This window comes from Mycolicibacterium helvum (assembly GCF_010731895.1).
Taxonomy (GTDB): domain Bacteria; phylum Actinomycetota; class Actinomycetes; order Mycobacteriales; family Mycobacteriaceae; genus Mycobacterium; species Mycobacterium helvum.
On record NZ_AP022596.1, the window covers coordinates 5765418 to 5788329 of the forward strand.

Below are 22912 nucleotides of genomic sequence, written 5' to 3' on the forward strand. Positions count from 1 at the left end.
AATACAGTGTGTCCGGCGTGAGCGGATGCTCGGGCAGGTCAGCGTCAGAAGCTGAGCCATTCCAGACTGGCTGGGGGTACCAACGTCCACCAGGTTACACCCATAACGGTTGAAAGGCGTCGTCACGAGCGAGCCGCTGGCGCTTGAACCGCTGATCAGTTGGCGGCGTAGATGCGTGCATCCCACCCTGCCAACCGCAGCAACGTCGATGTCAGCGCGCTGGGGGTACCAGCAAGGTTGCCGAGCAACAGGCTGGCGCCGGTCCACCCTGCACCTACCTCGACAGTCCTCGGCTCGCGACCGCAATTGGCGATCACCAGGATTGCCCCGTCCGGCGTCGCTCTGGTGTAGGCCCAGATCTGCGGGTCCTCCTCCATCAGCGGCGTCACGTCGCCGTGCACGAGGATCGGCAGTTCGTGGCGGAGCCGAATGAGCGCCTGATAGTGGGTGAACACAGAATCCGGTGCAGCAAGCTGTGATTGCGCATTGAGCCAGGTGTGGTTCGGGTTGACCGGCATCCACGGATCGCCGGTCGTGAACCCTGCGTTGCGCCCTGGGCTCCATTGCATCGGTGTGCGGGCATTGTCGCGGCCCATCGCGGCCAGGCCGGCCAGGGCAACACTCGCGTCGCCGCGCAGGTCGAGCACGCTCGCGTAGTAGTTCACGGCCTCGAGGTCCTGATGGTCTTGCACACCCTGGAATGGGTAGTTCGTCATTCCGAGTTCCTCGCCTTGATAGACGAACGGTGTACCGCGCATGCCGTGCAGAATCGTGGCGAGTGCCGTCGCCGACGCAGCCCAGTAGGCCGGGCTGTCATCGCCGAACCGCGACACCACGCGAGGCTGGTCGTGATTCTCCCAGTACAAGCTGTTCCAGCCGGTTTCAGCCAATGCCGCTTGCCATCGGCCGAGGGCCTTCTTGAGGACGACCAGGTCGAGTCCCAGGCATTCGAATTTGTTGGCCGGGCCCTGATCGACGGACATGTGCTCAAACTGAAATACCATGTCGAGCTCGCCCCGAGCCGGATCGGTATACAAGCGCGCTTGGTCGGTGGTCACCCCGGGCATCTCACCCACCGTGATGAACTCGCCATCGCGGTTCCCGAAAACCTCGCGAGACATCTCGGCGAGGTACTCGTGCACGTGCGGTCCGTCGACGAACTCGTCAACGGCGATGACGTAGCGATGGCCGGGGAGCGTCGGCGCGTCTGGGAGTCCCGAGGTTTTGGAGATGAAGTTGACCACATCCATTCGGAAGCCGTCGACACCGCGATCGAGCCACCAAACCATGATGTCCTGCATGGCTTTTCGTACGTCAGGATTCTCCCAGTTCAAGTCCGGTTGCTTGCGGTCGAACAGGTGCAGGTAGTACTGGCCGGTCGTCGCATCCCTCGTCCACGCCGATCCAGAGAAGAACGAGCCCCAGTTGTTCGGCTCGGCAGCCTCACGCGCGTCGCGCCAGATGTACCAATCCCGCTTCGGATTGTGCCGGGAGGAGCGTGACTCAACGAACCACGGGTGCTCGTCGGAGGTGTGATTGACCACCAGGTCCATCACGAGCTTCATTCCGCACGCATGGATCTGTGCGAGCAGCACGTCGAACTCAGCGAGCGTGCCGAACAGTGGATCGATATCCCGGTAGTCGCTGACGTCATAGCCGTTGTCGGCCTGTGGTGACGGGTAGATCGGTGACAGCCAGATGACGTCCACCCCGAGCGCCTCGAGATAGCCGAGGCGCTCGATGATGCCGCCCAGATCGCCGAACCCATCGCCGTTCGAATCGGCGAAGCTGCGGGGATAGATCTGATAGACGACGGCGGACTTCCACCAGGCAGCGTGCTGCGCCGTCATCTCCGACTGCCGAGGACGCGGCGGTAGACGGCAACGTACTTGTCGATCATGGACTCGACCGAGAATCTCTCGGCGGTGCGGGAGGCGATCTCGCGCCGATCGAGGTCGCCCGCAGAACCGACCGCGGCGACCGCCGATGCGACGTTCCCGACCAAGTAGCCGGTGACGCCAGGCTCGATCAGCTCGTGCATCGACCCGCGCGAGTACGCGATGACCGGCGTACCACAGGCCATCGCCTCGACGACGCTGTAGCCGAAGGGCTCGTCGAAGTCGATCAGGTGTAGTAACGCGTGCGCACTGCCGAGGACCTCCGCGCGCATCGAGGCGTCCACGGCGCCGACGTAACACACCCGATCTCCGTCGACGTGTGGTGCCACCGCGGTACGAAAATAATTCTCGTCCTGGATGATCCCGGCGATGACGAGCCGGCGACCACATATCCGCGCGACCTCAATAGCGTGCGCGGTGCCCTTGTCAGGGTGGATTCGCCCGAAGAACAACAGATGGCCGCCTGGCCTCGGATGGACCGCGAACTCCTCGATATCGATACCGTGGTGAACAGTGGCGGCGTAATGCAGATTCGGGTGCCTATCGCTGTCGCTGATCGACACATAGGTGGTTGTCCGGTCGTAACGCTCGTAAACCGGAACGATGCGGTCCGATGAAAAGCCGTGGATCGTGGTGACCACCGGAGTGGACACGAGATCGCTGTAGGTGAGCGGCAAGAAGTCGAACCCGTTGTGGATGATGTCGAACTCATCGGCTCGTTCAAAGACCGACGCGATATGCAAGCACTCGGCGACTTTTGTGTCGATCGTCGGATCCTCTGACCAGCCGCGTGGCACGACGGCGTGCAGCCTGGCCGTCGTGATCGAGTCCGCAGTGGCGAACAGGGTTACCTGATGCCCATCGGCTATCAATCCCTCGGTAAGCAACGAGGCGAACTGTTCCCACGGTCCGTAGTGACGCGGCGGTGTCCGCCACGCAATCGGCGCGAGCACCGCGATTCGTATCGGATCGGTCGCTGGGCCTCGATCAGGAATGGGGATGCCTTGAGGCTACGCTGCCGTCGCAGTCAGGTGGACCGGGATCGCACAGGATCGTCGGCTATGCGACGGCGCCGGGCTCGCTTGCCGTGGGCTCCCCTGGCCTGCGAGCCTTTTCTGCTGTCGCGTTCGGGCGAGGAAGATCCCTTGACGCCATCACCGCCCGGCGGTGTGAGATCGGCAGCGTGGGCGACACTGCCTCCGCATCCTGCACCCGCTGCCGGATGCCCGCGATCGCCCGGGTCAAGATCCGGGAGACATGCATCTGCGAAACACCAATCTGATCGGCGATCTGCGACTGCGTCATGCTCTCAAAGAACCGCAGCACCAACACAGTTCGTTCGCGTTCCGGCAATGCCGCCAGCAGCGGACGGACCGTCTCCACGTCCAGGACCCTCTCGATATTCACATCGACAGTCCCCAATCGTTCGCTCAATGCCTGCTGGCCATCCTCGGCCCGCACGGGAACATCGGTGGATTGGGTGGCATAGGCGCTTGCAGCGACCAGACCGTCAACGATCTCTTGGCGGTCCATCCCGAGGTGCGCGGCGAGTTCGGTGGCTGTCGGCGCCCGTCCGAGCGTCTGGGAGAGTTCTGATCTGCCCCGATTAAGTTGCACGGTCAGGTCTTTGAGTCGCCGCGGCACCTTCAACGACCAACTGTGATCGCGGAAGTATCTGCGTACCTCCCCCATCATGGTGGGGATCGCGAACGACAGGAAATCCGAGCCTGCCTCGACATCGAACCGCTTCACTGCCTGCACAAGTCCGACGCGTGCCACTTGGACGAGGTCCTCGAGTGGCTCACCGCGGTTGGCGAAGCGACGAGCGATGTGGTCGGCCAACGGCAGACATCGTGCAATGATGGCGTCGCGTTGCCGTTGGAATGCCGCTGAGTCCGGGTCCAATGTCGCCAGGAGGCGGAACATCGCCAGAACGTCGGCGTATTCAGACTCGCGTTCGGCGGCGGGCTCACTCATGAAAGTCCTCGTTCCATGCGTCGTGGCTTCGTCAAGACGTCCGGCTCGGGTCTGAACCTGGCCGTCTTTTCCCTATTTGACGGCGCCTTAAACGTATCGACGCGGCTGACTCCAGGGCCTGGCTTCAGTAACGCGGACTCCGTCACAACGACACGGCCGATGATCGTGGCGTTCACGTCGGGACTGAATAGGGGCAACATGGCTGTGTGCACGAACTCTCCCTGTGTCAGGCCATCGCCGGTGTGGTCAGGCCGCACGCGGTCGGCAGACACGTCGATATCGTCCGGGTCCAGGTGGGCGCCCTGCGCCAGGTGGTACCGGAGTCGCTGGAATTCTGCTGGTCGTTGCTGCGGGAACACGAAGGCATGCCCGATGCCGAACTCGAACTCGAGTTCATCGCAGCCGAGGTGGTCTGCCGGTCGTGCGGACAGCGCTGCGAGATCGCGTCGAGATGGTCGGTCCTGTGTCCGTTGTGCGACAGCGCCGACGTCGAGGTCGTACGCGGCGACGAGTTTCTGGTGACGTCGCTCGACGTCACCTGACCGTGCGAAACACGGCAGGGCCGATCTCAGCCGGGAAGCGTTTGAGGCCAACGACATTCGGGTGTTCAATCATATGAGCCCGTCCGGTTCCGGCAGGACCACCGTGCTGGGTGCGAAGCGCGCGTTGCTGGGCTGCGACCCGCCCGCACTGGATGCGGTCACCGCATCTCGACGACCTTCTGACATCTCACCTGGAAGTCATTGACAACGACGTGTGAGCTGGGCCACTCTGGGTCTTAGCGACGCGCAAGTGGGCCGAAGGGCGACTCCTGCGCCGTAGGGACCCCAGCCCGGTCCCGGGAAGCTTCAGCATGCTCACGGAAGCAGCAGTCAAGGCAGAACAAACATTGATCCACGTTCTCTGGATCAACGCCGGGCTCAGTTGCGACGGCGACTCGGTCGCACTGACCGCCGCCACCCAGCCCAGCATCGAGGAGATCGCGCTCGGCGCCCTCCCCGGTCTCCCCCAGATCGCCGTGCACTGGCCACTGATCGACTTCGAATGCGGACCCGCTGGCGGAGCCGACGATTTCCTCGAATGGTTCTTCAAGGCCGACCGCGGGGAGCTGGAGCCGTTCGTCCTTGTCGTCGAGGGGTCGATACCCAACGAACAGCTGCACAGCGAAGGCTATTGGTGCGGATTCGGCAACGATCCTGCGACCGGGCAGCCGATGACCACCAGTGAGTGGCTCGACCGGCTGGCGCCGAAAGCCACCGCGATTGTCGCTGTCGGCACCTGCGCCACCTACGGCGGAATCCACGCCATGGCGGGTAACCCGACCGGTGCCATGGGTGTTCCGGACTATCTCGGTTGGGACTGGAAGAGCAAGGCGGGCATACCGATTGTCTGCGTGCCAGGCTGCCCGGCCCATCCCGACAATATGGCGGAGACCCTGACCTACCTGCTGTACATGGCCACCGGCCAGGCACCGATGATCCCGCTCGATGATGCTCTGCGCCCGACGTGGCTGTTCGGGAGGACGGTTCACGAAGGCTGCGACCGAGCTGGCTACTACGAGCAAGGTGATTTCGCGACCGAGTACGGATCGCCGAAGTGCATCGTCAAGCTGGGCTGCTGGGGTCCGGTCGTCAAATGCAATGTGCCCAAACGTGGTTGGATCAACGGTATCGGCGGCTGCCCCAACGTCGGCGGCATTTGCATCGGCTGCACCATGCCCGGTTTCCCCGACAAGTTCATGCCCTTCATGGATGAGCCGCCGGGCGGCAAGATCTCCACCACCGCGTCGGGACTGTACGGGTCGGTGATCCGCAACCTGCGCCACGTGACGGGGCGAACGGTGGACAAAGAGCCCAAGTGGCGTCACAAAGGCCGTGAACTCACCACCGGCGCGCACCGCACCTGGTAGTCGGTGTCGTACGAAACGCGCTGCGCTAGCAGTATTCAGTAGTCAACTCGAGAGCGAAGACTGATGACAACAATCATCCCCGAACCGTCGCAGGTAAAGCGGGATCCAGGTTCTCTGGTCGAAATGGCGTGGGATCCGATCACCCGGATCGTCGGCAGCCTCGGCATCTACACCAAGATCGATTTCGAAAACCGTGAAGTGGTCGAGTGTCACAGCACCTCGTCGATCTTTCGCGGCTACTCGATCTTCATGAAGGGTAAGGATCCGCGCGACGCCCACTTCATCACCAGCCGCATCTGCGGGATCTGCGGTGACAACCACGCCACCTGTTCGTGCTACGCGCAGAACATGGCTTACGGCGTCAAACCCCCGAACCTCGGCGAATGGATCGTCAACCTCGGCGAGGCCGCCGAATACATGTTCGACCACAACATCTTTCAGGAGAATCTGGTCGGCGTGGACTACTGCGAGAAGATGGTCTCCGAAACCAACCCCAGTGTCCTGGCGAAAGCCGAGAACACCCTGGCGCCCAACTCCGAGGCGCACGGGTACCGGACCATCGCCGACATCATGCGCTCCCTCAACCCCTTCACCGGTGAGTTCTATCGCGAAGCGCTGCAGGTCAGTCGGTGGACCCGAGAGATGTTCTGCCTCATGGAGGGCCGGCACGTCCACCCGTCGACGCTCTATCCCGGTGGAGTCGGGACCGTCGCGACGATCCAGCTGATGACGGACTACATGACGCGGCTGATGCGCTACGTCGAGTTCATGAAGAAGGTCGTGCCGATGCACGACGACCTCTTCGACTTCTTCTACGAGGCGCTCCCCGGCTACGAGAAGGTCGGCCTGCGCCGCACCTTGCTTGGCTGCTGGGGGTCCTTCCAAGACCCCGACGTCTGCAACTTCGCCTACAAGGACATGGAGAAGTGGGGTAACGCCATGTTCGTCACCCCCGGTGTCGTCGTCGACGGCAAACTGGTGACCCATTCTCTGGTGGATATCAACCTCGGTATCCGGATCCTTTTGGGCAGTTCGTATTACGACGACTGGACCGATCAGGAGATGTTCGTCAAGACCGACCCGCTCGGCAACCCGGTGGACCGCAGGCACCCCTGGAACCAGCACACCAATCCCAGGCCACAGAAACGCGACATGGACGACAAGTACAGCTGGGTGATGTCACCACGCTGGTTCGACGGCACCGACCACCTGGCGCTCGACACCGGCGGCGGACCACTGGCCCGGTTGTGGTCGACCGCGCTGGCGGGCCTGGTGGACATCGGTTACGTGCAGGCCACCGGTCACAGCGTCAAGATCAATCTGCCGAAGACCATTCTCAAGGGTCCCGTCGAGCTGGAGTGGAAGATCCCCGAGCACGGCAGCAATACGTTGGAACGCAACCGCGCCCGCACCTACTTCCAGGCGTACGCGGCGGCATGCGCGCTGCATTTCGCCGAGAAGGCATTGGTGGAGATCCGCGCCGGACGGACCAAGACGTGGGAGAAGTTCGACGTTCCGGACGAGGCCATCGGCTGCGGATTCACCGAGGCCGTCCGGGGAGTCCTCAGCCATCACATGGTGATCAGGGACGGAAAGATTGCGAACTACCACCCGTACCCGCCCACTCCGTGGAATGCCAATCCGCGCGACACCTACGGCACACCAGGCCCCTATGAAGACGCGGTGCAGGGTCAGCCGATCTTCGAGGAGAACGACCGGGAGAACTTCAAGGGCATCGACATCATGCGCACGGTCCGAAGTTTCGATCCCTGCCTGCCATGCGGTGTGCACATGTATCTCGGCGACGGCACGTCACTCGACAGGCTGCATTCGCCGACCCAGTCGGTCACCGGCGAGTGAACGACGAGGCGCACTGGCGCACCGCGGGCGATCGCATCCAGACCCTCCTCGATGCCAGCGCCGCAGGCGGTCCGACCGCTCGGGAGCGAGCCGAACAGCTGGTCTGTGAGGTCACCGACCTCTACGGTGCCGGGCTGGCACGGCTTCTTGAGATCGCCGCGGAGCGTGATCCCGAGGTGCGGGACCAGTGCGTCGCCGACGATCTGGTGGCCAGCCTGCTGCTGGTCCACGGCCTGCACCCGCACGATGTGGGCCGTCGGGTCGGCGACGCCCTCGACAAGGTCCGGCCCTATCTCGGTTCGCACGGCGGCGACGTCGAGCTGCTCGAGATCCGCGGGGCGACAGTGCGGCTCAGATTCACGGGGAGCTGTAAGAGCTGCCCGTCGTCCGCGGTGACGCTGGAGTTGACGGTGGAAGATGCACTGCGTACCGCCGCCCCTGAGATCAGCGAGATCCAAGTCATTGCGGCCGAACCGAATCCATCCCCGACCGTCATCCCCGCCGAAACCCTACTCAGCCGGGTGCACGCGGACGATCACGGTGGTACCAGCTGGCACCCGGTCCCTGATCTGGCCGACCTGCACAACGGTGAGGTCGGCGGGTTCATGGTCGCGGGGACCACCGTTCTCGCCTGCCGGATCGGCGACGAACTGTTCGCCTATCACGACCGGTGCGGCAGCTGCGACGCCTCCTTGGCCGGCGCCGCGCTGCACCGGCGAATGGGCGCGGCAATCGGCGGGCCGGTGCTGAGGTGCCCCCGCTGCCGCGCCCATTTCGACGTCATCCACGGCGGCGCCGCCGTCGACGCCGACGCTGGCCCCGAAGTGCATCTTGATCCCATCCCACTGCTGGTGCGCGACGGCGTGCTGTCGATGGCGGTCCAGCCGACGCCCACGGCGGTGATGTGATGGACAGCGCGTATGACGTGCTGTCCCGCATCCGGGCCGGCAAGGCTGCGCAGCCGCCCGGGGAACGCTGTGAGATGTGTTCGGAGGATATCGCCGACGAACATCAGCATGTCGTGAATGTTGAAGGTAGACAGCTGATGTGCGTGTGTCGCGGCTGCTATTTGTTGTTCACCGACAGCACCGCCCAGTTGCGGTACCGGTCGGTGCCGGACCGCTACCTGCACTTCCCCGATCTTGCGCTTGGGCAGCTGGAGTGGGAGGCCCTCCAGATTCCCGTCGGACTGGCGTTCTTCTTCCGCAACTCTGCGCTGGACAGGACCGTCGGGTTCTATCCAGGCCCGGCAGGCGCCACCGAGTCCGAACTGGATTTGGACGCCTGGTCACTGATCAGCACTGCCGACCCCAGGCTGACGATGATGGCCGAGGACGTCGAGGCGCTGTTGGTCCGCGCGCCCGACGGGGCCGGGGAAGCCGAGTGCTACCTGGTGCCGATCGACGCCTGCTACGAGTTCGTCGGCAGGTTGCGGATGCTGTGGCGCGGCTTCGACGGCGGCCAGCAGGCACGTGAGTACATCGAGGACTTTTTCGAGCAGATCGCCGCACGCTGTCGACACGTGACGAGGGAACCCGTGTCATGACAGGGGTGAGCTTTGCTGTGCTCGACGTGGTCGTCGAACCCTTCGCGGTGAGCCCACAGCTCACCGCGCGGATCGACGTGGTGGCCGACGAGCCCGTGCATGCGCTTGCGTTGCGGTGCCAGGTCCGAATGGACCCACATCGGCGGCCGTACAGCGATGACGAGGCCGTCGGCCTGGCCGACATGTTCGGCCCACGCGAACGGTGGGCCAACACCCAGCGCACCTTTATCTGGCAGCACGCCGCGGTAATGGTGCAGGGTTTCACCGACAGCACCCAGGTGGCGCTGCCGCTGGAATGCACCTACGACTTCGAAGTCACCGGGTCGAAGTACCTGCACGCGCTGCACGAGGGAACCGTTCCGTTGCAGTTCCTGTTCAGTGGCACCATCTTCGGCCCACCCCTGGCCGGCGGGCAGGGCGGATTCGCCGTCCAGCAGGTGCCGTGGGACCAGGAAGATCAGTACGACATGCCCGTCAGTGTCTGGCACGACCTGATCCGTCAGCACTACCCCAACAGCGGGTGGGTGCGGCTGAGGCGTGACACGGTGACCGCGCTGGCCGCCTACAAATCCGAGCGGGGCATGCTGGATATCGACGAGGCGGTCACCGCGTTGTTGGCCGGCGCACGGGCCGGAGATCTTCGGTGATCGCGGGCTGGGACCGTGCCCGTACCATCGCCGACGCGGTGCTCTACGAGGGATATCTGCTCTACCCCTACCGCGCGTCGTCGGCCAAGAACCACTCTCGTTGGCAGTTCGGGGTTTTGGGACCACCGGGAGCGGCCGAGGCAGCATTCGGCGAGGACGACACGCTGTCGGCGCAGTTCCTGATCGACGGCGACGCCGCGCTCATGCTTGTGGTCAGGTTCCTGCACTTGCAGCGACGCGCCGTCGAGAAGCGCACCGAAGATGGGTGTTTCGAGCCGGTGGACGAATTATCCTGTGCCACAACGTCCTGGCTGACGTGGGACGAGGCGGTGGAGGCTGAGCTGACTTTCGGTCCGCTCAGCATCGACGGCCACGGGCAGTCGTGGACGTTCCAGGTGGCGGCTCCGGCGGCGCGCAGCGTCGAGAACGTCGACGGCGGCCGCCTGGTCCGCTCCCGCCGCGCGGTACACGGACGTCTCACAGTGACGAGCGAACCCGACGGCGAGCTGTGGCGGATCACCACCGTGCTGCACAACACCACCGAGGTCACGAACGACCTCGCCCGCGACAAGGAGGCGGTCATCGCCATGTCGATGATCGGCACCCACCTCGTCGCCGAGGTGAGCGGAGGACAGCTGGTCTCGCTGCTCGACCCGCCCGACTCGGCAGTGACCGCGGTCGGCCGGTGCCACCAACACCGCTGCTTCCCGGTACTGGCAGGCCCGCCGGGTGACCTTGGGCTGCTGCTGGTATCGCCGATCATCCTCTACGACCATCCTGAGATCGCCGAGCAGAGCGAGGGCGCCCTCTACGACTCGACCGAGATCGACGAGATCCTGACGCTGCGGGTGATGACGATGACCGACGAGGAGAAGGCGCAGGCGCGCGCCACCGACCCCCTGGCCGCCCAGATCATCGATCGCTGCGACGCGATGTCGCCGGAGGCGATGCAGCGGCTGCATGGTGTCCTTCGCGACCCGCACGCCGGCTTGATCCCCGAAATCCCCGAAGGTGTCAACTGGTGGGATCCGGTCGCCGACAATGCCGTTGCACCCGAGATCGATGCGGTCCTGGTCAACGGAATCCGGCTGGCGCGGGGCGCCAAGGTGCGGCTGCGGCCGTCGCGACGGGCCGACGCACAGGACATGTTCTTCGCGGGCAGGGTCGCCACCGTCGCCTCGGTGCACGAGACCGTCGACGGCGATCAACAAGTCGGGGTGACGGTCGATGACGACCCGGCCGCCGACCTTCACGACTGGTACGGGCGATATCTGTACTTCGCGCCCGACGAGCTCGAGCCGTTGGAGTCGAGCCTGGAATCGAGCAGTGAGAGGAGTTCGACATGGCAACAATAGGGTGGGTGGCGACCGTCGCGGTGGGCGTCATCATCGTCGGCGGTGTGGTGGTGGGCGTGAGTTCCATCCCCGATATCCGCCGCTACCTCAAGATGCGGAGCATGTAGCCCACGTCTCGCATACTCGTCGCCGGTATCGGCAACATCTTCCTCGGAGACGACGGATTCGGCCCCGAGGTACTGCGACATGTGGCAGCCCACCCGCCCGACGATCAGGTCCGGGTTGCCGATTACGGCATCCGCGGAATGCACCTGGCCTATGACCTGCTCGACGGCTGGGACGCACTGGTCCTGGTGGATGCCATCCCTGACCGGGGCGCACCGGGAACCGTCCGAGTCTTCGAAGCCGATCACGAAACACTCTCCACACCAGCCGGTTTCGATGCGCACAGCATGGACCCAGGTACGGTGTTCGCCAGCCTGACCGCCCTCGGCGGCACCGCGCCGCGCACCGTGGTGATCGGTTGCGAAGTCCAGACGGTCGCTGACGGAATCGGGTTGAGTGACGTGGTGAACGCCGCCGTGCCAGAAGCCGTGCACGCGGTGCAGACAGTGCTGACGATGCTGCGGGAGGGCTGACCGATGTGTCTGGGAATTCCCGGTCAGGTGATCCGCATGCTGGACGGCTACGGTGACCAGTTGGCACTGGTGGACGTCGCAGGCGAGAACCGCAAGGTCAACATCGGCATGCTGCCCGAAGAGACGTTCCGCCCCGGCGACTGGGTGATCATCCACATGGGATTCGTGGTCGACAAGACCGACAAGGCCGGCGCCGACGAGGCGATGGCCGGCCTTCGGCTGATGGGGTCGGGTCTCGACGAACTCTCTTCGGGCCCGCCGTGACCGCGGTGTCCGAAACTCCACTGCCCGGCCGGGAGTTGTTCGCCAGTTACGCCTTTCCGCCCAACGAGCTGGGCTACTGCGGCCCACCCGATTCGACGGTGCTGCTCAGCGGACAAGGCCCGGCCGCCATCGACCGGCACGCCAAAGGTTTCGACGGCGCGTGGCCGTATCTCGAGGAGATCGCGACGGCGTCGGGCCTGCACGACCCGCTCGATCCGGAGGCGGTTCGTTCCTACTGGGTCGGCGGCCCGTTGCTGGCCCGGGTGGACGGTCACCGCATGCTGAACCGGTTGCGCGCGGCGCTGCCCGGCCAACCCACTGGACTACTCGACGATCTTGACGACCCGTCGGAGCTGTTGGCTCACCACAGTTTCCACGTGTTCGTGGTGTATCCCTGGGTGCGATTTCTCGACGCCGATCCCGGTCATCCCCTGCGGATCCTGCAGTCCTGCCGGATCCGGTGGGGCGTCGTCGATTCGGTGGACGACCACCATGTCGTCATCACCTCATCGCCGGTCCGTTACGACTCCGGTCTCCTCGTGCTCGGCGACGCGGCGCCGGAGCGGGTGCGGTGGCGCCGCGAGGACGGGGTGTCACTGGCACCGCGACCGGCACTGGGTACCACGGTAAGCGCCCACTGGGACTGGGTGTGCGGCACCATCGACGGACCGGACTGTGAAGCACTGGCCGCCGCGACCCGTTCGACCCTGAACCTGGTCAACCGGGTGCGCCGCCAACGGCCGGCGGACAAGTACCGATAAATCGCCCCAAGCATTGAGAAAAGAGGGCACGGCGTTCGCCGTCACTACTCGTTCGTGCGCAGTTCCCAGGGCTGCATCCCGAGCGCATCCGCAAGGTGCCCCTGCATCTGGACGCCGGAAGGCAAGGGACGCCACCATATGGTCACCTCGGCGATCTTGCCGTCCGCGTCGAGCAGGAAATAATCCATCCCGTCGACGGCGGTGTCTTCGATTTGCAGCCGGAAGTACGCGGCGTGGTGCGTCTGTCCGCTAAGGACTTCGGAGTAGGTGAGGTTGGCCTCCGCGCCGACTCCTTGGATGGCTTTAAGGACTGCCTTCCGGCCGGTGAGTGGCTCGTCGCTGAGCGGGCCGTACATCACCACGTCCTCGGCGAGGATTCCGGAAAGGGCGCTTGCGTCGGCGCCGCCGTGCATGGTGTCGACGAAGAATTCCACGGTGCCACGGTTCGGGGCAAAGGCCGTCACAGTACTCCTAATGTCCTATTTTGCTTGTGGTTTGGGAGAGTCTCAGTCAGATCACCGTGGTGCCGCCGTCGACGACGAGTTCCTGGCCGTTGACATAGCTCGAGTCATCGGAGGCGAGGAACAACGCGGCCGCAGCGATCTCCTCTGGGCGGCCCATCTCTCGCCGCGGGATCACGGACTCGAACTGCGCCTTCATTTCGTCGTCCATCACCTCTGCCAACATCGGCGAGGCGACCTGCCCGGGGGTCAGCACGTTCACCCGGATCTTCCTGTCCCTCAACTCCGACACCCACACCCGTGCGTAGGCGGGCAGCACGGCCTTGCTTCCCGCGTACACACTCCAATTGGGGTAGCCGCGCAGCGATGCGTTCGACCCGGTCATGAAGATCGAGCCGCCATCATTGAACAGCGGCAGCGCCTTCTGGACGGCGAACAGCGTGCCGCGCGCATTCAGCGAGAAGGCGGCATCGAAGTCCTCCTCGGTGATTTCGCCGAGCGGGCTCTGCGCGCCCGTCCCGGCACTTGCCCACAACACGTCGATCGAGCCCTTTTCCTGCTTGACCGTGTCGTACAAACGGTCCAGATCGCTGAGGTCAGCCGAATCGCCTTGCACGCCAGTCACGTTCCGCCCGATCAAGTCGACGGCTTCGTTCACCGCGTCCTTCCGTCGGCCCGTGATGAAGACGTGGGCGCCTTCCTCGACGAACACCTTGGCACCGGCCAGCGCCATGCCACTTGTTCCGCCGGTGATCACTGCGACCTTGCCATCGAGCTTTCCCACGATTCACTCCGCTCGTTTGAGATTGCCGATGTTATGTACACCGATCTGATTACTTAATGTAGCGACCGGCCATGGGCAACGCAAGCTATGTACACCGATCGGTACCCCGCTGGGCTACGCTGGGCGCATGACGGAGTTGGAGAAGGGGCCGCGCGGCCTGCGCCGCGGCAGGGGCGCGCGAGAGCGCATCCTCGGCGCTTCACGTCAACTGTTCCGTGATCAAGGCATCAACAACACCGGCCTGGACCAACTCTGCGCGGTGGCCCAGGTGTCCAAGCGCACGTTCTACCAGCACTTCACCGGCAAGGATCAGCTGATCGCCGAACACCTCCGCCGATTCGACCCCGACGTCCTGTCCGAGGTGTTCGACCGCACCGACCTCACACCCCGCGAACGGCTCCTCGCCGTCTTCGATATTCATGCGCCGCTGTGCCCGTTCATCGCGGCCGCCGTCGAAATCCACGACCCGGACCACCCGGCACGCGTACACGCCGCCGACTACAAGAAGGCTTTTGCCGCGCGGCTCGCCGAAACCGCTCGGCAGGCAGGCGCTTCCAACCCCGAACGACTCGGCGAACAGCTGGCGCTTCTTTTGGATGGCGCGTCGGCCCGCAACCGAGTCCTCAACACCGACACCTTCGCCACCGCCGCCGCCACCGCCGCCGTCCTCATCGACAACGCCGTCCCTAGCCCAGCGGTACCGCCCGACGCAGCCGGGGACCCGGCAACCGAGGCTGCATCTTGATCGTCAGTCACCTGACGGATGGACGACGCGCGCTGGTCGCTCACACTTGAGGCGATAGCCAAATCAGGAGGCGCGGTGGTGTGACGGTGGATCCGCATCGATTCGGCCTCGATCCGGCCGCGCTCGCTTTCCTGGACTCCACATCGTCAGACCCGCTGCCCCAATATCGGTCACCGTCCGCGGTGCGCTCGGCATCGTCCGCGCTACAACGCCAGCGCCCCGAGCCCCGGTCGGGATCTGTTGCCACGACGGAGCACTGGGTCACCATCACGACACCGGCACACGGTTCACTCCGGGTTCACATCGTGGAACGAGCCGATCGTTGCGCACCGTCAGCAGCCGTGATGTATCTGCACGGCGGCGGGTGGATGAGCGGAGATGCCGCCACGCACGACGGGATCGTGCGCGAGTTGGCGATCAGGAGCAGGGCGGCGATCGTCTGTCCCGAGTACGCCCGCGCACCGGAAGCCTGCTATCCCGTCGCCCTGGAACAGGCCTACGCAACCGCCCAGTGGTTGAGTACCGATGGCGGCAAACACGGACTGGATCCATGCCGGCTCGCCATTGCCGGCGACTCCGTGGGCGCCAATCTCGCCATCGCCGCCGTGCTGCTGGCCGTACAGCGCAGCACCGTCGTATTTCGGCAACTGGTGGCCTTCACCCCGGTCATCGATGCCGACTTCGATACTGCCTCCTACCGCTCGTTCGCCGAAGGCTTCGGTCTGCGCCGCGACGTGATGCAGTTTTACTGGGATCAGTACGTGCCTGATCCGCGCGACCGTCTGCGTGACACCGTCTCACCACTGCGCGCAGCTACCAGTGACCTGGCCCGTTTTCCACCATCGCTGATCATCACCGCCGAAGCGGACGTCGTGCGCGACGAAGGCGAGGCGTTCGCGGCACGCCTACGGGAGGCCGGCGCCCGTTCGACGGCGGTGCGCTACGAGGGCACGATTCACGGCTTCGCCGTGCTGACTGCGCTCAAGGAGTCCAGCGCCGCCAGGGCTGCGACCGCGCAGGCCGCGTCGATTCTGACAGCCGCCCTTGAGGATTCCGTCAGCCGCTGAGCGCGCCGGAAAGCGCCTGCCGGACAAACCACACGCCTTGCTCGATGGCAGCGCGACTGGGTGCGGTACCGACCAACTGCCGCAACACCACGAAGTCGTGAATCGTGCCCAGGTAGCGCACCGCCGTGACGTCGACTCCAGCGGCGCGCAGCTTGACGGCGAATCCGGCGGCCTCGTCGCGGACCACATCGGCCTCCGCAGTCACCACCATCGTCGGCGGTAGACCGGTCAGATCCTCGAGTGTCGCGTAGAGCGGTGACACTGTGGGACATTCCGCACCGTCATCGCAATATTGATCCCAGTACCACGCCTGCTCCTCGCTGTGCAGGAGGAAGCCGGTGCCGAAAGTGCGATGGGACTGCGACGAGCACCGCGCATCGGTGGGCGGATAGTAGAGAAGCTGGGCTTTGAGCCGCGGCCCGCCGCGGGATTTGACCAGCATCGCCACCGCGACCGCCAGCGTCGCGCCTGCGCAATCACCGGCGATCGCTAACTTCTTAGGGTCGAGCCCCAGATCACCTGCAGTGGCGTGGACCCATTGCAGGATCGCGTAACACTCCTCCAAGGCCACCGGATAGCGCGCTTCGGGGGTTCGGCTGTACTCCGGAAGGACCACCGCAGCCCGGCACCCGGTGGCGAACTCACCGACGATGGCGCCGTGGGTCTGCGCATCACCGAACATCCACCGGCCGCCATGCAGATAGAACACCGCCGGCAGCGGTTCTCGAACTTCCCGGGGCCGAACAACCCAGAACCCTGTCAGCCCGGACGGGCCGACCGCAGCCGTGTGGAATCGTGCCACCACACCGGGGCTCTCGATCGTCGACTGCTGCGCCTCCTGCAGCGCCATCCTTCCGTCTTGGGGACCCAACTCGCGCAGGGTGGGCGGAGTCCGCATCGCCTTGAGCAGAGCCGCGGTCGCCGCATCGAGGACCACACCGCCAGGTCGCCGATCGGTACTCACTGATGGTGTCCTCACCCGCTCGGACGCGGTCCCCGAAGCGCCGCGTGGTGGAAAAGACAACTGCGCCCGACCGACAGACGACCGGTCTGGCGATCGTCGCACTCACCTGCCCAGAAATTCATCAGTCATCCGACTGATGACGCCGCAGCGCGTTGGGCTGACACTCGAAACCAGCTCGGGACGCTGTCTATACCGCTAGCAGGAAGGGACGAGGTAGCGCCTGCGGCAACCCGTGATTGTGGTCAGCGTCCATGACACCAGACCCCCAGTCGACAACAGTGACATCTGACAGCCTGACAGATCCGGAGACGCATCATGACCACGCCCAACGCCCGCAGCATCCACTCCGTCTCCCTGCTCGACGGAGAGATCGTCGAGGAATCCGAACTGGGTTCGATGCGCCGAGTGACCGTCGACAATCTGCCGATCCTGAAGAACCTGTCCATCAAACGGGTGCTGCTCAATCCCGGCGCCATGCGCACTCCGCACTGGCATGCCAACGCCAATGAACTGACCTACTGCGTCTCGGGTACCGCGTTGGTCTCCGTGCTGGACAACCACAGTGCGTTCTCCAGTTTCATTGTCACCGCGGGCCAGATGTTCCACGTCGACTCCGGGGCCTTGCATCACATCGAGAACATCGGCACCGACGTCGCGGAGTTCATCATCGCCTTCCGCAACGAACGTCCCGAAGATTTCGGCCTCGGCGCCACCTTCGGCGCCTTCACCGATGCAGTGCTGGGCAACACCTATGACCTACCGGCCGCCGACCTCAGCAAGATCCGGCGCAGCACAGGCAATCTCGAAGATCACAAACTGGCCGGCCGCATCGGCGATCCGACGGTGCCCACTGCAGCATCTTTCAATGACCCGCACAAATTCGACATCGAAGCCCAGGCTCCCGGGCTCAACTTCGCCAGCGGCAATGCCCGTTTCGCCCGCGACCAGTTCTGGCCGGCCCTCAAAGACATGTCGATGTACTCACTACGTGTCACCGAAAGTGGTATGCGCGAACCCCATTGGCATCCGGTCACCGCAGAGATGGGCTACGTGCGCTACGGCGATGCCCGTATGACGATCATGAATCCCGACGGAACGCTGGACACCTGGAACCTCACCACCGGCGACATGTACTTCATCCCGCGGGCGTACCCGCACCACATCGAGAACATCGGCACCGACGACTGGCACTTCCTGATCTTCTTCGACCAACCGTTCCCCGCCGACATCGGCTTCAAAGCCTCGGCCAGCGCTTACTCCCGGGAAGTCCTGGCGGCGACGTTCAACACCCACATCGACGATCTCCCAGCCTTTCCCTTCACCCCGGCCGACCCGCTGATCGTCAGCCGCATCAACGCCCTCGACACACACGGCATCGGCCAACTCTGACTTCCCGACCACCGATCCGATAACCGGAAGGAATGTGACCATGTCCACCATCACCACCACCGACGGCACTGAGATCTTCTACAAGGACTGGGGCACGGGGCAACCCATCGTGTTCAGCCACGGCTGGCCCCTGTCCAGCGATGACTGGGACAACCAGATGCTGTTCTTCCTGGCCCAGGGCTACCGGGTCATCGCCCACGACCGTCGCGGTCACGGCCGATCCACCCAAACCCCCGGCGGACACGATCTGGACCACTATGCCGATGATCTGGCCGCCTTGGTCGAGCACCTGGACCTGCACGACGCCGTCCATGTCGGACATTCCACCGGCGGCGGCGAGGTGGTGCGCTACCTGGCCCGCCACGGGCAAGCCCGCGCGTCGAAGGCCGCGCTGATCAGTGCGGTCCCCCCGCTCATGGTGCGCACCGAGGCCAATCCGGAGGGACTGCCCAAATCTGTTTTCGACGGTCTGCAAGCGCAATTGGCGGCCAACCGCTCGGAGTTCTATCGGGCGCTGCCGTCGGGGCCGTTCTACAACTTCGACAAGGCCGGTGTGCAGTCCTCGGAAGCGATCATCGAAAACTGGTGGCGCCAAGGAATGATGGGCGACGCCCTCTCGCACTACGACGGTATCGTCGCGTTCTCACAGACCGACTTCACCGAGGACCTCAAGACGATCACCATCCCCACCCTGGTGATGCACAGCGTCGACGACCAGATCGTGCCGTATGTCGCCGCCGGCCCGAAATCAGCCCAACTGCTGCAGAACGGGACGCTCAAGACCTACCGCGACAACTTCCCGCACGGTATGCCCACCACCCACGCCGACGTCATCAACACCGACCTGCTCGACTTCCTGAAAGCCTGACAGGGGCACGTCATGCCGCATCTCTTCACGCCATTTACGTTGCGGGACATCACCTTCGCACACCGCGCATGGATGTCACCGATGATGCAGTTCGCTGCCGTACCCGAGGGGCCCGACACCGGTACACCGACCGACTGGCACCTGCAGCACCTGGGCTCTCGAGCGGTCGCCGGAGCCGCACTGGTCATGGTCGAGGCCACCGCCGTGCACCCGACCGGTCGCAGCAGCCATCACGATCTCGGGCTGTGGAACGACCGCCAGACAGCTGCATTTCGCCGCGTCACCGAATTCCTCAGAACGCAAGGAACGGTGCCGGGCATCCAGATCGTGCACGCCGGGCGCAAGGGATCCACCGGTGTGCCATGGCTTGATGACAACCAACCCGCCCACGAAGGCTGGGACACCGTCGGCCCCAGCGAGGTGCCGTTCGGGCGGCTCCCCTCGCCCACCGAGCTGAGCACCGGAGACATCGCGGCAATAGTCGATGACTTCGCGGCGGCCGCCCGGCGTGCCGCCGCGGCGGGGTTTCAGGTACTCGAAATCCACGGTGCCCACGGCTATCTCATCCACCAGTTCCTGTCCCCGCAATCCAACCACCGCCGCGACGGCTATGGCGGATCGCTGGAACACCGCATGCGATTCGCTGTGGAAGTGGCCGCTGCGGTGCGCGCAAACTGGCCACAGGGACTGCCACTGTTCTTCCGGGTCTCGGCCACCGATTGGCTTGCCGGCGACACCGACGACCTACGCCCGGGGTGGGCGCTGGCCGACACCTTGGAGCTGGCTGGCCGGCTCAAGGGGCTCGGCGTCGACCTGATCGACGTGTCCTCAGGCGGGTCGGCACCCGATGCCGCCATCCCCGTCGCACCCAATTATCAGGTCCCGTTCTCGGCTCGCATCCGCAAGGAGATCGATATTCCCACCGCCGCAGTCGGACTCATCACTGAGCCGGAACAGGCTGACACCATCATCACCAGCGGCGAAGCCGACGCGGTGTTCCTGGCACGGGTCCTGCTGCGCAACCCGGCGTGGATCACTCAAGCGGCCGAAGCGCTCGGCCATGTGCTCCCGCACCCGCCGCGCTATGCGCGGGCGTTCGCCTGACATGCGTGCCCTCGTTATCGGAGGATCGCTGGGCGGACTGGCCGCCGCCCACGAGCTGACCGCAATCGGAGCCGACGTGGCTGTCTACGAGCGCTCCGTGGACCGCACCCAGCCGCGCGGCGCCGGCATCGTGATGCAGCAAGAGGTTGCCGACCTGCTGGCCCGCCTCGGCAGGACAGTCCCGTCGGTCAGCGTGGCGCTGTTGGAACGTCAGCACCTTCATCGACACGGCGACCCCCAGCGCTACTCGGCCCCACAGTGGATGACCGCCTGGGACACCCTGCACCACGCACTGCGCGAGCCGCTCACCGGCGCGTGTGTGCGCATGGACAGCACCCTGAACGCGTTCACGACCCATGCCGGGTCGGTGAGTGCCACCTTCGCCGATGGATTCGCCGCGGACGGTGACTTTCTGGTAGGCGCCGACGGCATCGGTTCTGCCAGCAGACGATTGGTCACCGGTCACGACGACCTGCGGTACGCCGGCTACGTCGCCTTCCGCGGGCTGGAACCTGAATCTGAAATCCCCGAGCCGCTACGCACGCTGTTGGCCGACCGGTTCACCATGTTCGCGGTGCCCGGGCTGCAGATGTTGTGCTATCTGGTGCCCGGGGCAGATGGCGAGCGCAGCGTCGGTGGGCGGCGCGTCAACTGGGTGTGTTACGTCAACACCGCCGAGGCGCGACTGGCAGCGCTGCTCACCGGACGTTCCGGACAGCGGTTCGACCAGTTCCTGCCCCCGGGTGAGCTCACCGACGATTCACAGTCCGCACTGCAGACGCTGGCCGAGCATGAACTGCCCGCTGCGTTCGCCGATCTGATCCAGCTATCGCATGTGTTCCTGCAACCGGTGTTCGATCTCGCACCCACCTCCATGCTGGCCGATCACCTGGCCCTGATCGGAGACGCCGCGGGAACGGTGCGCCCCCACACCGCCTCGGGCACGTCCAAGGCATTCGGCGATGCCGCCGCTCTGGCCCACGCACTCAGCGGCTGGCAGCCCAGCCAGTCCCCACCGCTGCGCGCCCTGCAGGCTTGGGAGAGTGGTCGTCTGGCCCATCTGCGCGCGGTCGCCCTGGCCGGCATCCGGCTTGCCAGTCAGTCGGCGTTGGGTCCGGCCGGCCCGTTATACCTATCCGCTGAGGGGCTGGGCACCACCCACGCGCACTGACGGGTGCCGCCGAAGTCAGCCCGGTCTGCGCCGGGCACGACACTACATCGAAACGTAGCAGCGCCTGCCCACTGTCAGCGGGCAGGCGCTGCTGCGCGAGAAGCACTTCTAGGCAAGGACTTTCTGCAGGAAGTTGAAGACGGTTTGGTGGAGCAGGTACATCGCGCCTTCGTGACAGTGTGCGCCGGCACCGTCGGCGCTGCGCATCACGACATGTTCGTGCGGCGCCCGCAACTGACCGGCAACGTGTGCGGCCTGCCCGGCGAACACCTTGTCATCCTCGCCTTCGAGGAGCAGGGTGGGAGTCTGGATCTGGTGGATATCCTCATCGGTGAGCGTGTAAGCGCGTGTGCTGCGGACGTACTCGGCGAAATTGGAGACACCGTTGACCCACACGCCGTTCTGCAGACCCCAGCGGGCATTGGTGTCGTCTTTGATCATCGTCTCCAACATGGGCAGTGCCTCAGCATCGCGGCCCTCCTCGATGAGAGCCAAGGTGTCCGCCGGGATCGGCGGGTACGACGCGTAAAAGGTCGTCATACCGTCGTTACAGACGATCGCCGCGGACCGGTGATCGTGGGCGGCGTACCGGGACACCAGATAACCGCCGAGGCTGTAGCCGAAGTGCACGATCTTGCGAGGATCGATGTCGGGGACGGTCAACGCGTAGTCCACCACCGGGCCGAGCACGTTCTCCCAGTCAGGCCGATAGGGCACCTTCTTCTCGCGGATCATCCAGCCCTGACCGGGTCCGTCGTAGGCCAAGAAGTTGTACCCGCGCCGCAGCGCCGCGGCACCAATGACGAAGAATCCCTCTTCCCGGGTGGAGTCGAAACCATTGGTGTAGATGACAGTTGGGCGCGGAGTGCCGCTGTCGTCGACCAAGAACAGGTAGCCGGGCAGTGAGTCACCCTCGAACGGAATCTCCACTTCCCGGAACGGGCCGTCCAGCAGTTGGCCTCCCTTGACCATGTAGTCCTTGGACAGCCGGGACAGCTCCAGGACCGCAGGATCATTGAGCGGGTCCTGGCGCCGGTAGAACTCGGCGGAGCGGTAGTAGCTCGATGCCCGCAGGAACGCCTCACGGGCACTGACCGTGTCACCGATCTCCAGGGAGTCCTCACCGCGCTGCGCGGTGCGCTCCGCGGTCGCCTTCCACGCTGCAGTCCAGGCGTCCTCATCCCCTTCGGGGATCTGCGCAGTGGTGACGACGACTTCGCCGATATCGGATCCGGCGTCCGCAGCGAATCCTGCCGCGCGCAGCGTCTCGAACTTGAAGGCCTCGTCGGTGAAGATGAACTCCATGATCCACTCCTGCTTCAGGCTCCCCCTGTGGGAGGGCGTTTCTCGTCCTCACTCTGCGCGCCGCCAGGCCGGTTGCCATCAGTCAGCCGACTGATGCTCTCGCCTGCCTGGAGACCGAGTGAGCGGTTGTGACCTGTTGATCATTTCGGGTACCGGCGCCGTGATCATCACCGCTCACCGGCATTGGGGCTGGCGGGAATCCGTACCCCGCGCTACCGGCCAGCGGTAAGCGCAGAAACGCACCTGGCGACCCCCGGAT

General features: G+C 64.7%; 23 protein-coding genes and 1 pseudogene. 17 read left to right on the top strand and 7 right to left on the bottom strand.

Features of this window, described 5'->3' with window-relative positions; all coding sequences use genetic code 11:
- Positions 1 to 155 precede the first annotated feature (155 nt).
- The 3 genes and pseudogenes from G6N38_RS27150 to G6N38_RS27160 form a co-directional block, all read right to left on the bottom strand.
- A complete protein-coding gene (locus G6N38_RS27150; protein ID WP_163751208.1) occupies positions 156 to 1850 on the bottom strand; it encodes an alpha-glucosidase in 1695 nt (564 codons plus the stop codon).
- The gene (locus G6N38_RS27155) at positions 1847 to 2851 is read right to left on the bottom strand and encodes a glycosyltransferase family 4 protein (protein ID WP_197748109.1); all 1005 of its coding nucleotides are present in this window, start codon (positions 2849 to 2851) and stop codon (positions 1847 to 1849) included. The genes G6N38_RS27150 and G6N38_RS27155 overlap by 4 nt, the downstream gene beginning before the upstream one ends.
- Positions 2852 to 3104: 253 nt before the next feature.
- A pseudogene (locus tag G6N38_RS27160) lies at positions 3105 to 3875 on the bottom strand (SigB/SigF/SigG family RNA polymerase sigma factor); the annotation flags it as partial.
- 206 nt (positions 3876 to 4081) lie between these two features.
- Between G6N38_RS27160 and G6N38_RS27165 the strand changes: the two are divergent.
- The 11 genes from G6N38_RS27165 to G6N38_RS27210 all read left to right on the top strand — a co-directional run bounded on the left by G6N38_RS27165 (position 4082) and on the right by G6N38_RS27210 (position 12795).
- Entirely contained in the window at positions 4082 to 4417 is a 336-nt protein-coding gene (locus tag G6N38_RS27165; RefSeq protein WP_163751210.1) for a hydrogenase maturation nickel metallochaperone HypA, read from the top strand.
- A 311-nt stretch (positions 4418 to 4728) separates the two neighbouring features.
- Entirely contained in the window at positions 4729 to 5784 is a 1056-nt protein-coding gene (locus G6N38_RS27170; RefSeq protein WP_163751211.1) for an NADH-quinone oxidoreductase subunit B family protein, read from the top strand.
- 63 nt (positions 5785 to 5847) lie between these two features.
- A complete protein-coding gene (locus tag G6N38_RS27175; RefSeq protein ID WP_163751212.1) occupies positions 5848 to 7644 on the top strand; it encodes a nickel-dependent hydrogenase large subunit in 1797 nt (598 codons plus the stop codon).
- Positions 7641 to 8552 carry a NifU family protein gene (locus tag G6N38_RS27180; RefSeq protein WP_246227466.1) on the top strand — a complete coding sequence of 304 codons (912 nt, stop codon included), beginning with the start codon at positions 7641 to 7643 and terminating at the stop codon, positions 8550 to 8552. Before G6N38_RS27175 ends, G6N38_RS27180 begins: the two co-directional genes overlap by 4 nt.
- Positions 8552 to 9190 carry a DUF5947 family protein gene (locus G6N38_RS27185; RefSeq protein WP_163751214.1) on the top strand — a complete coding sequence of 213 codons (639 nt, stop codon included), beginning with the start codon at positions 8552 to 8554 and terminating at the stop codon, positions 9188 to 9190. The genes G6N38_RS27180 and G6N38_RS27185 overlap by 1 nt, the downstream gene beginning before the upstream one ends.
- On the top strand, positions 9187 to 9837 hold the full coding sequence (locus G6N38_RS27190) for a DUF6084 family protein (protein ID WP_163751215.1): 651 nt from the start codon (positions 9187 to 9189) through the stop codon (positions 9835 to 9837). Before G6N38_RS27185 ends, G6N38_RS27190 begins: the two co-directional genes overlap by 4 nt.
- On the top strand, positions 9834 to 11192 hold the full coding sequence (locus G6N38_RS27195) for a hypothetical protein (protein ID WP_163751216.1): 1359 nt from the start codon (positions 9834 to 9836) through the stop codon (positions 11190 to 11192). The genes G6N38_RS27190 and G6N38_RS27195 overlap by 4 nt, the downstream gene beginning before the upstream one ends.
- Positions 11180 to 11299, top strand: coding sequence for a DUF6893 family small protein (locus tag G6N38_RS31280; RefSeq protein ID WP_407662833.1), 120 nt, complete (start codon positions 11180 to 11182; stop codon positions 11297 to 11299). Before G6N38_RS27195 ends, G6N38_RS31280 begins: the two co-directional genes overlap by 13 nt.
- Before the next feature lie 12 nt (positions 11300 to 11311).
- A complete protein-coding gene (locus G6N38_RS27200; RefSeq protein WP_163752465.1) occupies positions 11312 to 11770 on the top strand; it encodes a hydrogenase maturation protease in 459 nt (152 codons plus the stop codon).
- 3 nt (positions 11771 to 11773) lie between these two features.
- Positions 11774 to 12034, top strand: coding sequence for a HypC/HybG/HupF family hydrogenase formation chaperone (locus G6N38_RS27205; RefSeq protein ID WP_163751217.1), 261 nt, complete (start codon positions 11774 to 11776; stop codon positions 12032 to 12034).
- Positions 12031 to 12795, top strand: a complete 765-nt coding sequence (locus G6N38_RS27210; RefSeq protein ID WP_407662834.1) for a DUF6390 family protein — start codon at positions 12031 to 12033, stop codon at positions 12793 to 12795. The genes G6N38_RS27205 and G6N38_RS27210 overlap by 4 nt, the downstream gene beginning before the upstream one ends.
- 44 nt (positions 12796 to 12839) lie before the next feature.
- On the opposite strand, the gene G6N38_RS27215 is transcribed toward G6N38_RS27210, so the two are convergent.
- Positions 12840 to 13229, bottom strand: a complete 390-nt coding sequence (locus G6N38_RS27215) for a nuclear transport factor 2 family protein (RefSeq protein ID WP_246227468.1) — start codon at positions 13227 to 13229, stop codon at positions 12840 to 12842.
- A gap of 76 nt (positions 13230 to 13305) precedes the next feature.
- Positions 13306 to 14040, bottom strand: coding sequence for an SDR family NAD(P)-dependent oxidoreductase (locus G6N38_RS27220; protein ID WP_163751220.1), 735 nt, complete (start codon positions 14038 to 14040; stop codon positions 13306 to 13308).
- Between the two features lie 127 nt (positions 14041 to 14167).
- Between G6N38_RS27220 and G6N38_RS27225 the strand changes: the two genes are divergently transcribed.
- Together G6N38_RS27225 and G6N38_RS27230 are read left to right on the top strand one after the other, a co-directional pair.
- Positions 14168 to 14785 (top strand): TetR/AcrR family transcriptional regulator, encoded by a 618-nt coding sequence (locus G6N38_RS27225; protein WP_163751221.1) that lies wholly within the window; start codon positions 14168 to 14170, stop codon positions 14783 to 14785.
- Between the two features lie 86 nt (positions 14786 to 14871).
- Positions 14872 to 15852 (top strand): alpha/beta hydrolase, encoded by a 981-nt coding sequence (locus G6N38_RS27230; protein WP_246227470.1) that lies wholly within the window; start codon positions 14872 to 14874, stop codon positions 15850 to 15852.
- Here G6N38_RS27230 and G6N38_RS27235 read toward each other — a convergent pair.
- A complete protein-coding gene (locus tag G6N38_RS27235; RefSeq protein ID WP_246227471.1) occupies positions 15842 to 16816 on the bottom strand; it encodes an alpha/beta hydrolase in 975 nt (324 codons plus the stop codon). The genes G6N38_RS27230 and G6N38_RS27235 overlap by 11 nt on opposite strands.
- Before the next feature lie 315 nt (positions 16817 to 17131).
- Between G6N38_RS27235 and G6N38_RS27240 the strand changes: the two genes are divergently transcribed.
- From G6N38_RS27240 to G6N38_RS27255, 4 genes are read left to right on the top strand one after another with little or no spacing between them, the layout of a single operon-like run.
- Positions 17132 to 18205: a cupin domain-containing protein gene (locus tag G6N38_RS27240; protein WP_163751223.1), complete on the top strand. Its 1074-nt coding sequence runs from the start codon at positions 17132 to 17134 to the stop codon at positions 18203 to 18205.
- A 40-nt stretch (positions 18206 to 18245) separates the two neighbouring features.
- The gene (locus tag G6N38_RS27245; RefSeq protein ID WP_163751224.1) at positions 18246 to 19073 is read left to right on the top strand and encodes an alpha/beta fold hydrolase; all 828 of its coding nucleotides are present in this window, start codon (positions 18246 to 18248) and stop codon (positions 19071 to 19073) included.
- A 12-nt stretch (positions 19074 to 19085) separates the two neighbouring features.
- Complete coding sequence (locus tag G6N38_RS27250; RefSeq protein WP_163751225.1) at positions 19086 to 20177, top strand: NADH:flavin oxidoreductase/NADH oxidase; 1092 nt, start codon at positions 19086 to 19088, stop codon at positions 20175 to 20177.
- A gap of 1 nt (position 20178) precedes the next feature.
- Positions 20179 to 21348, top strand: a complete 1170-nt coding sequence (locus G6N38_RS27255; protein ID WP_163751226.1) for an FAD binding domain-containing protein — start codon at positions 20179 to 20181, stop codon at positions 21346 to 21348.
- A 108-nt stretch (positions 21349 to 21456) separates the two neighbouring features.
- On the opposite strand, the gene G6N38_RS27260 is transcribed toward G6N38_RS27255, so the two are convergent.
- Positions 21457 to 22653, bottom strand: coding sequence for an alpha/beta hydrolase family protein (locus G6N38_RS27260; RefSeq protein ID WP_163751227.1), 1197 nt, complete (start codon positions 22651 to 22653; stop codon positions 21457 to 21459).
- Positions 22654 to 22912 lie beyond the last annotated feature (259 nt).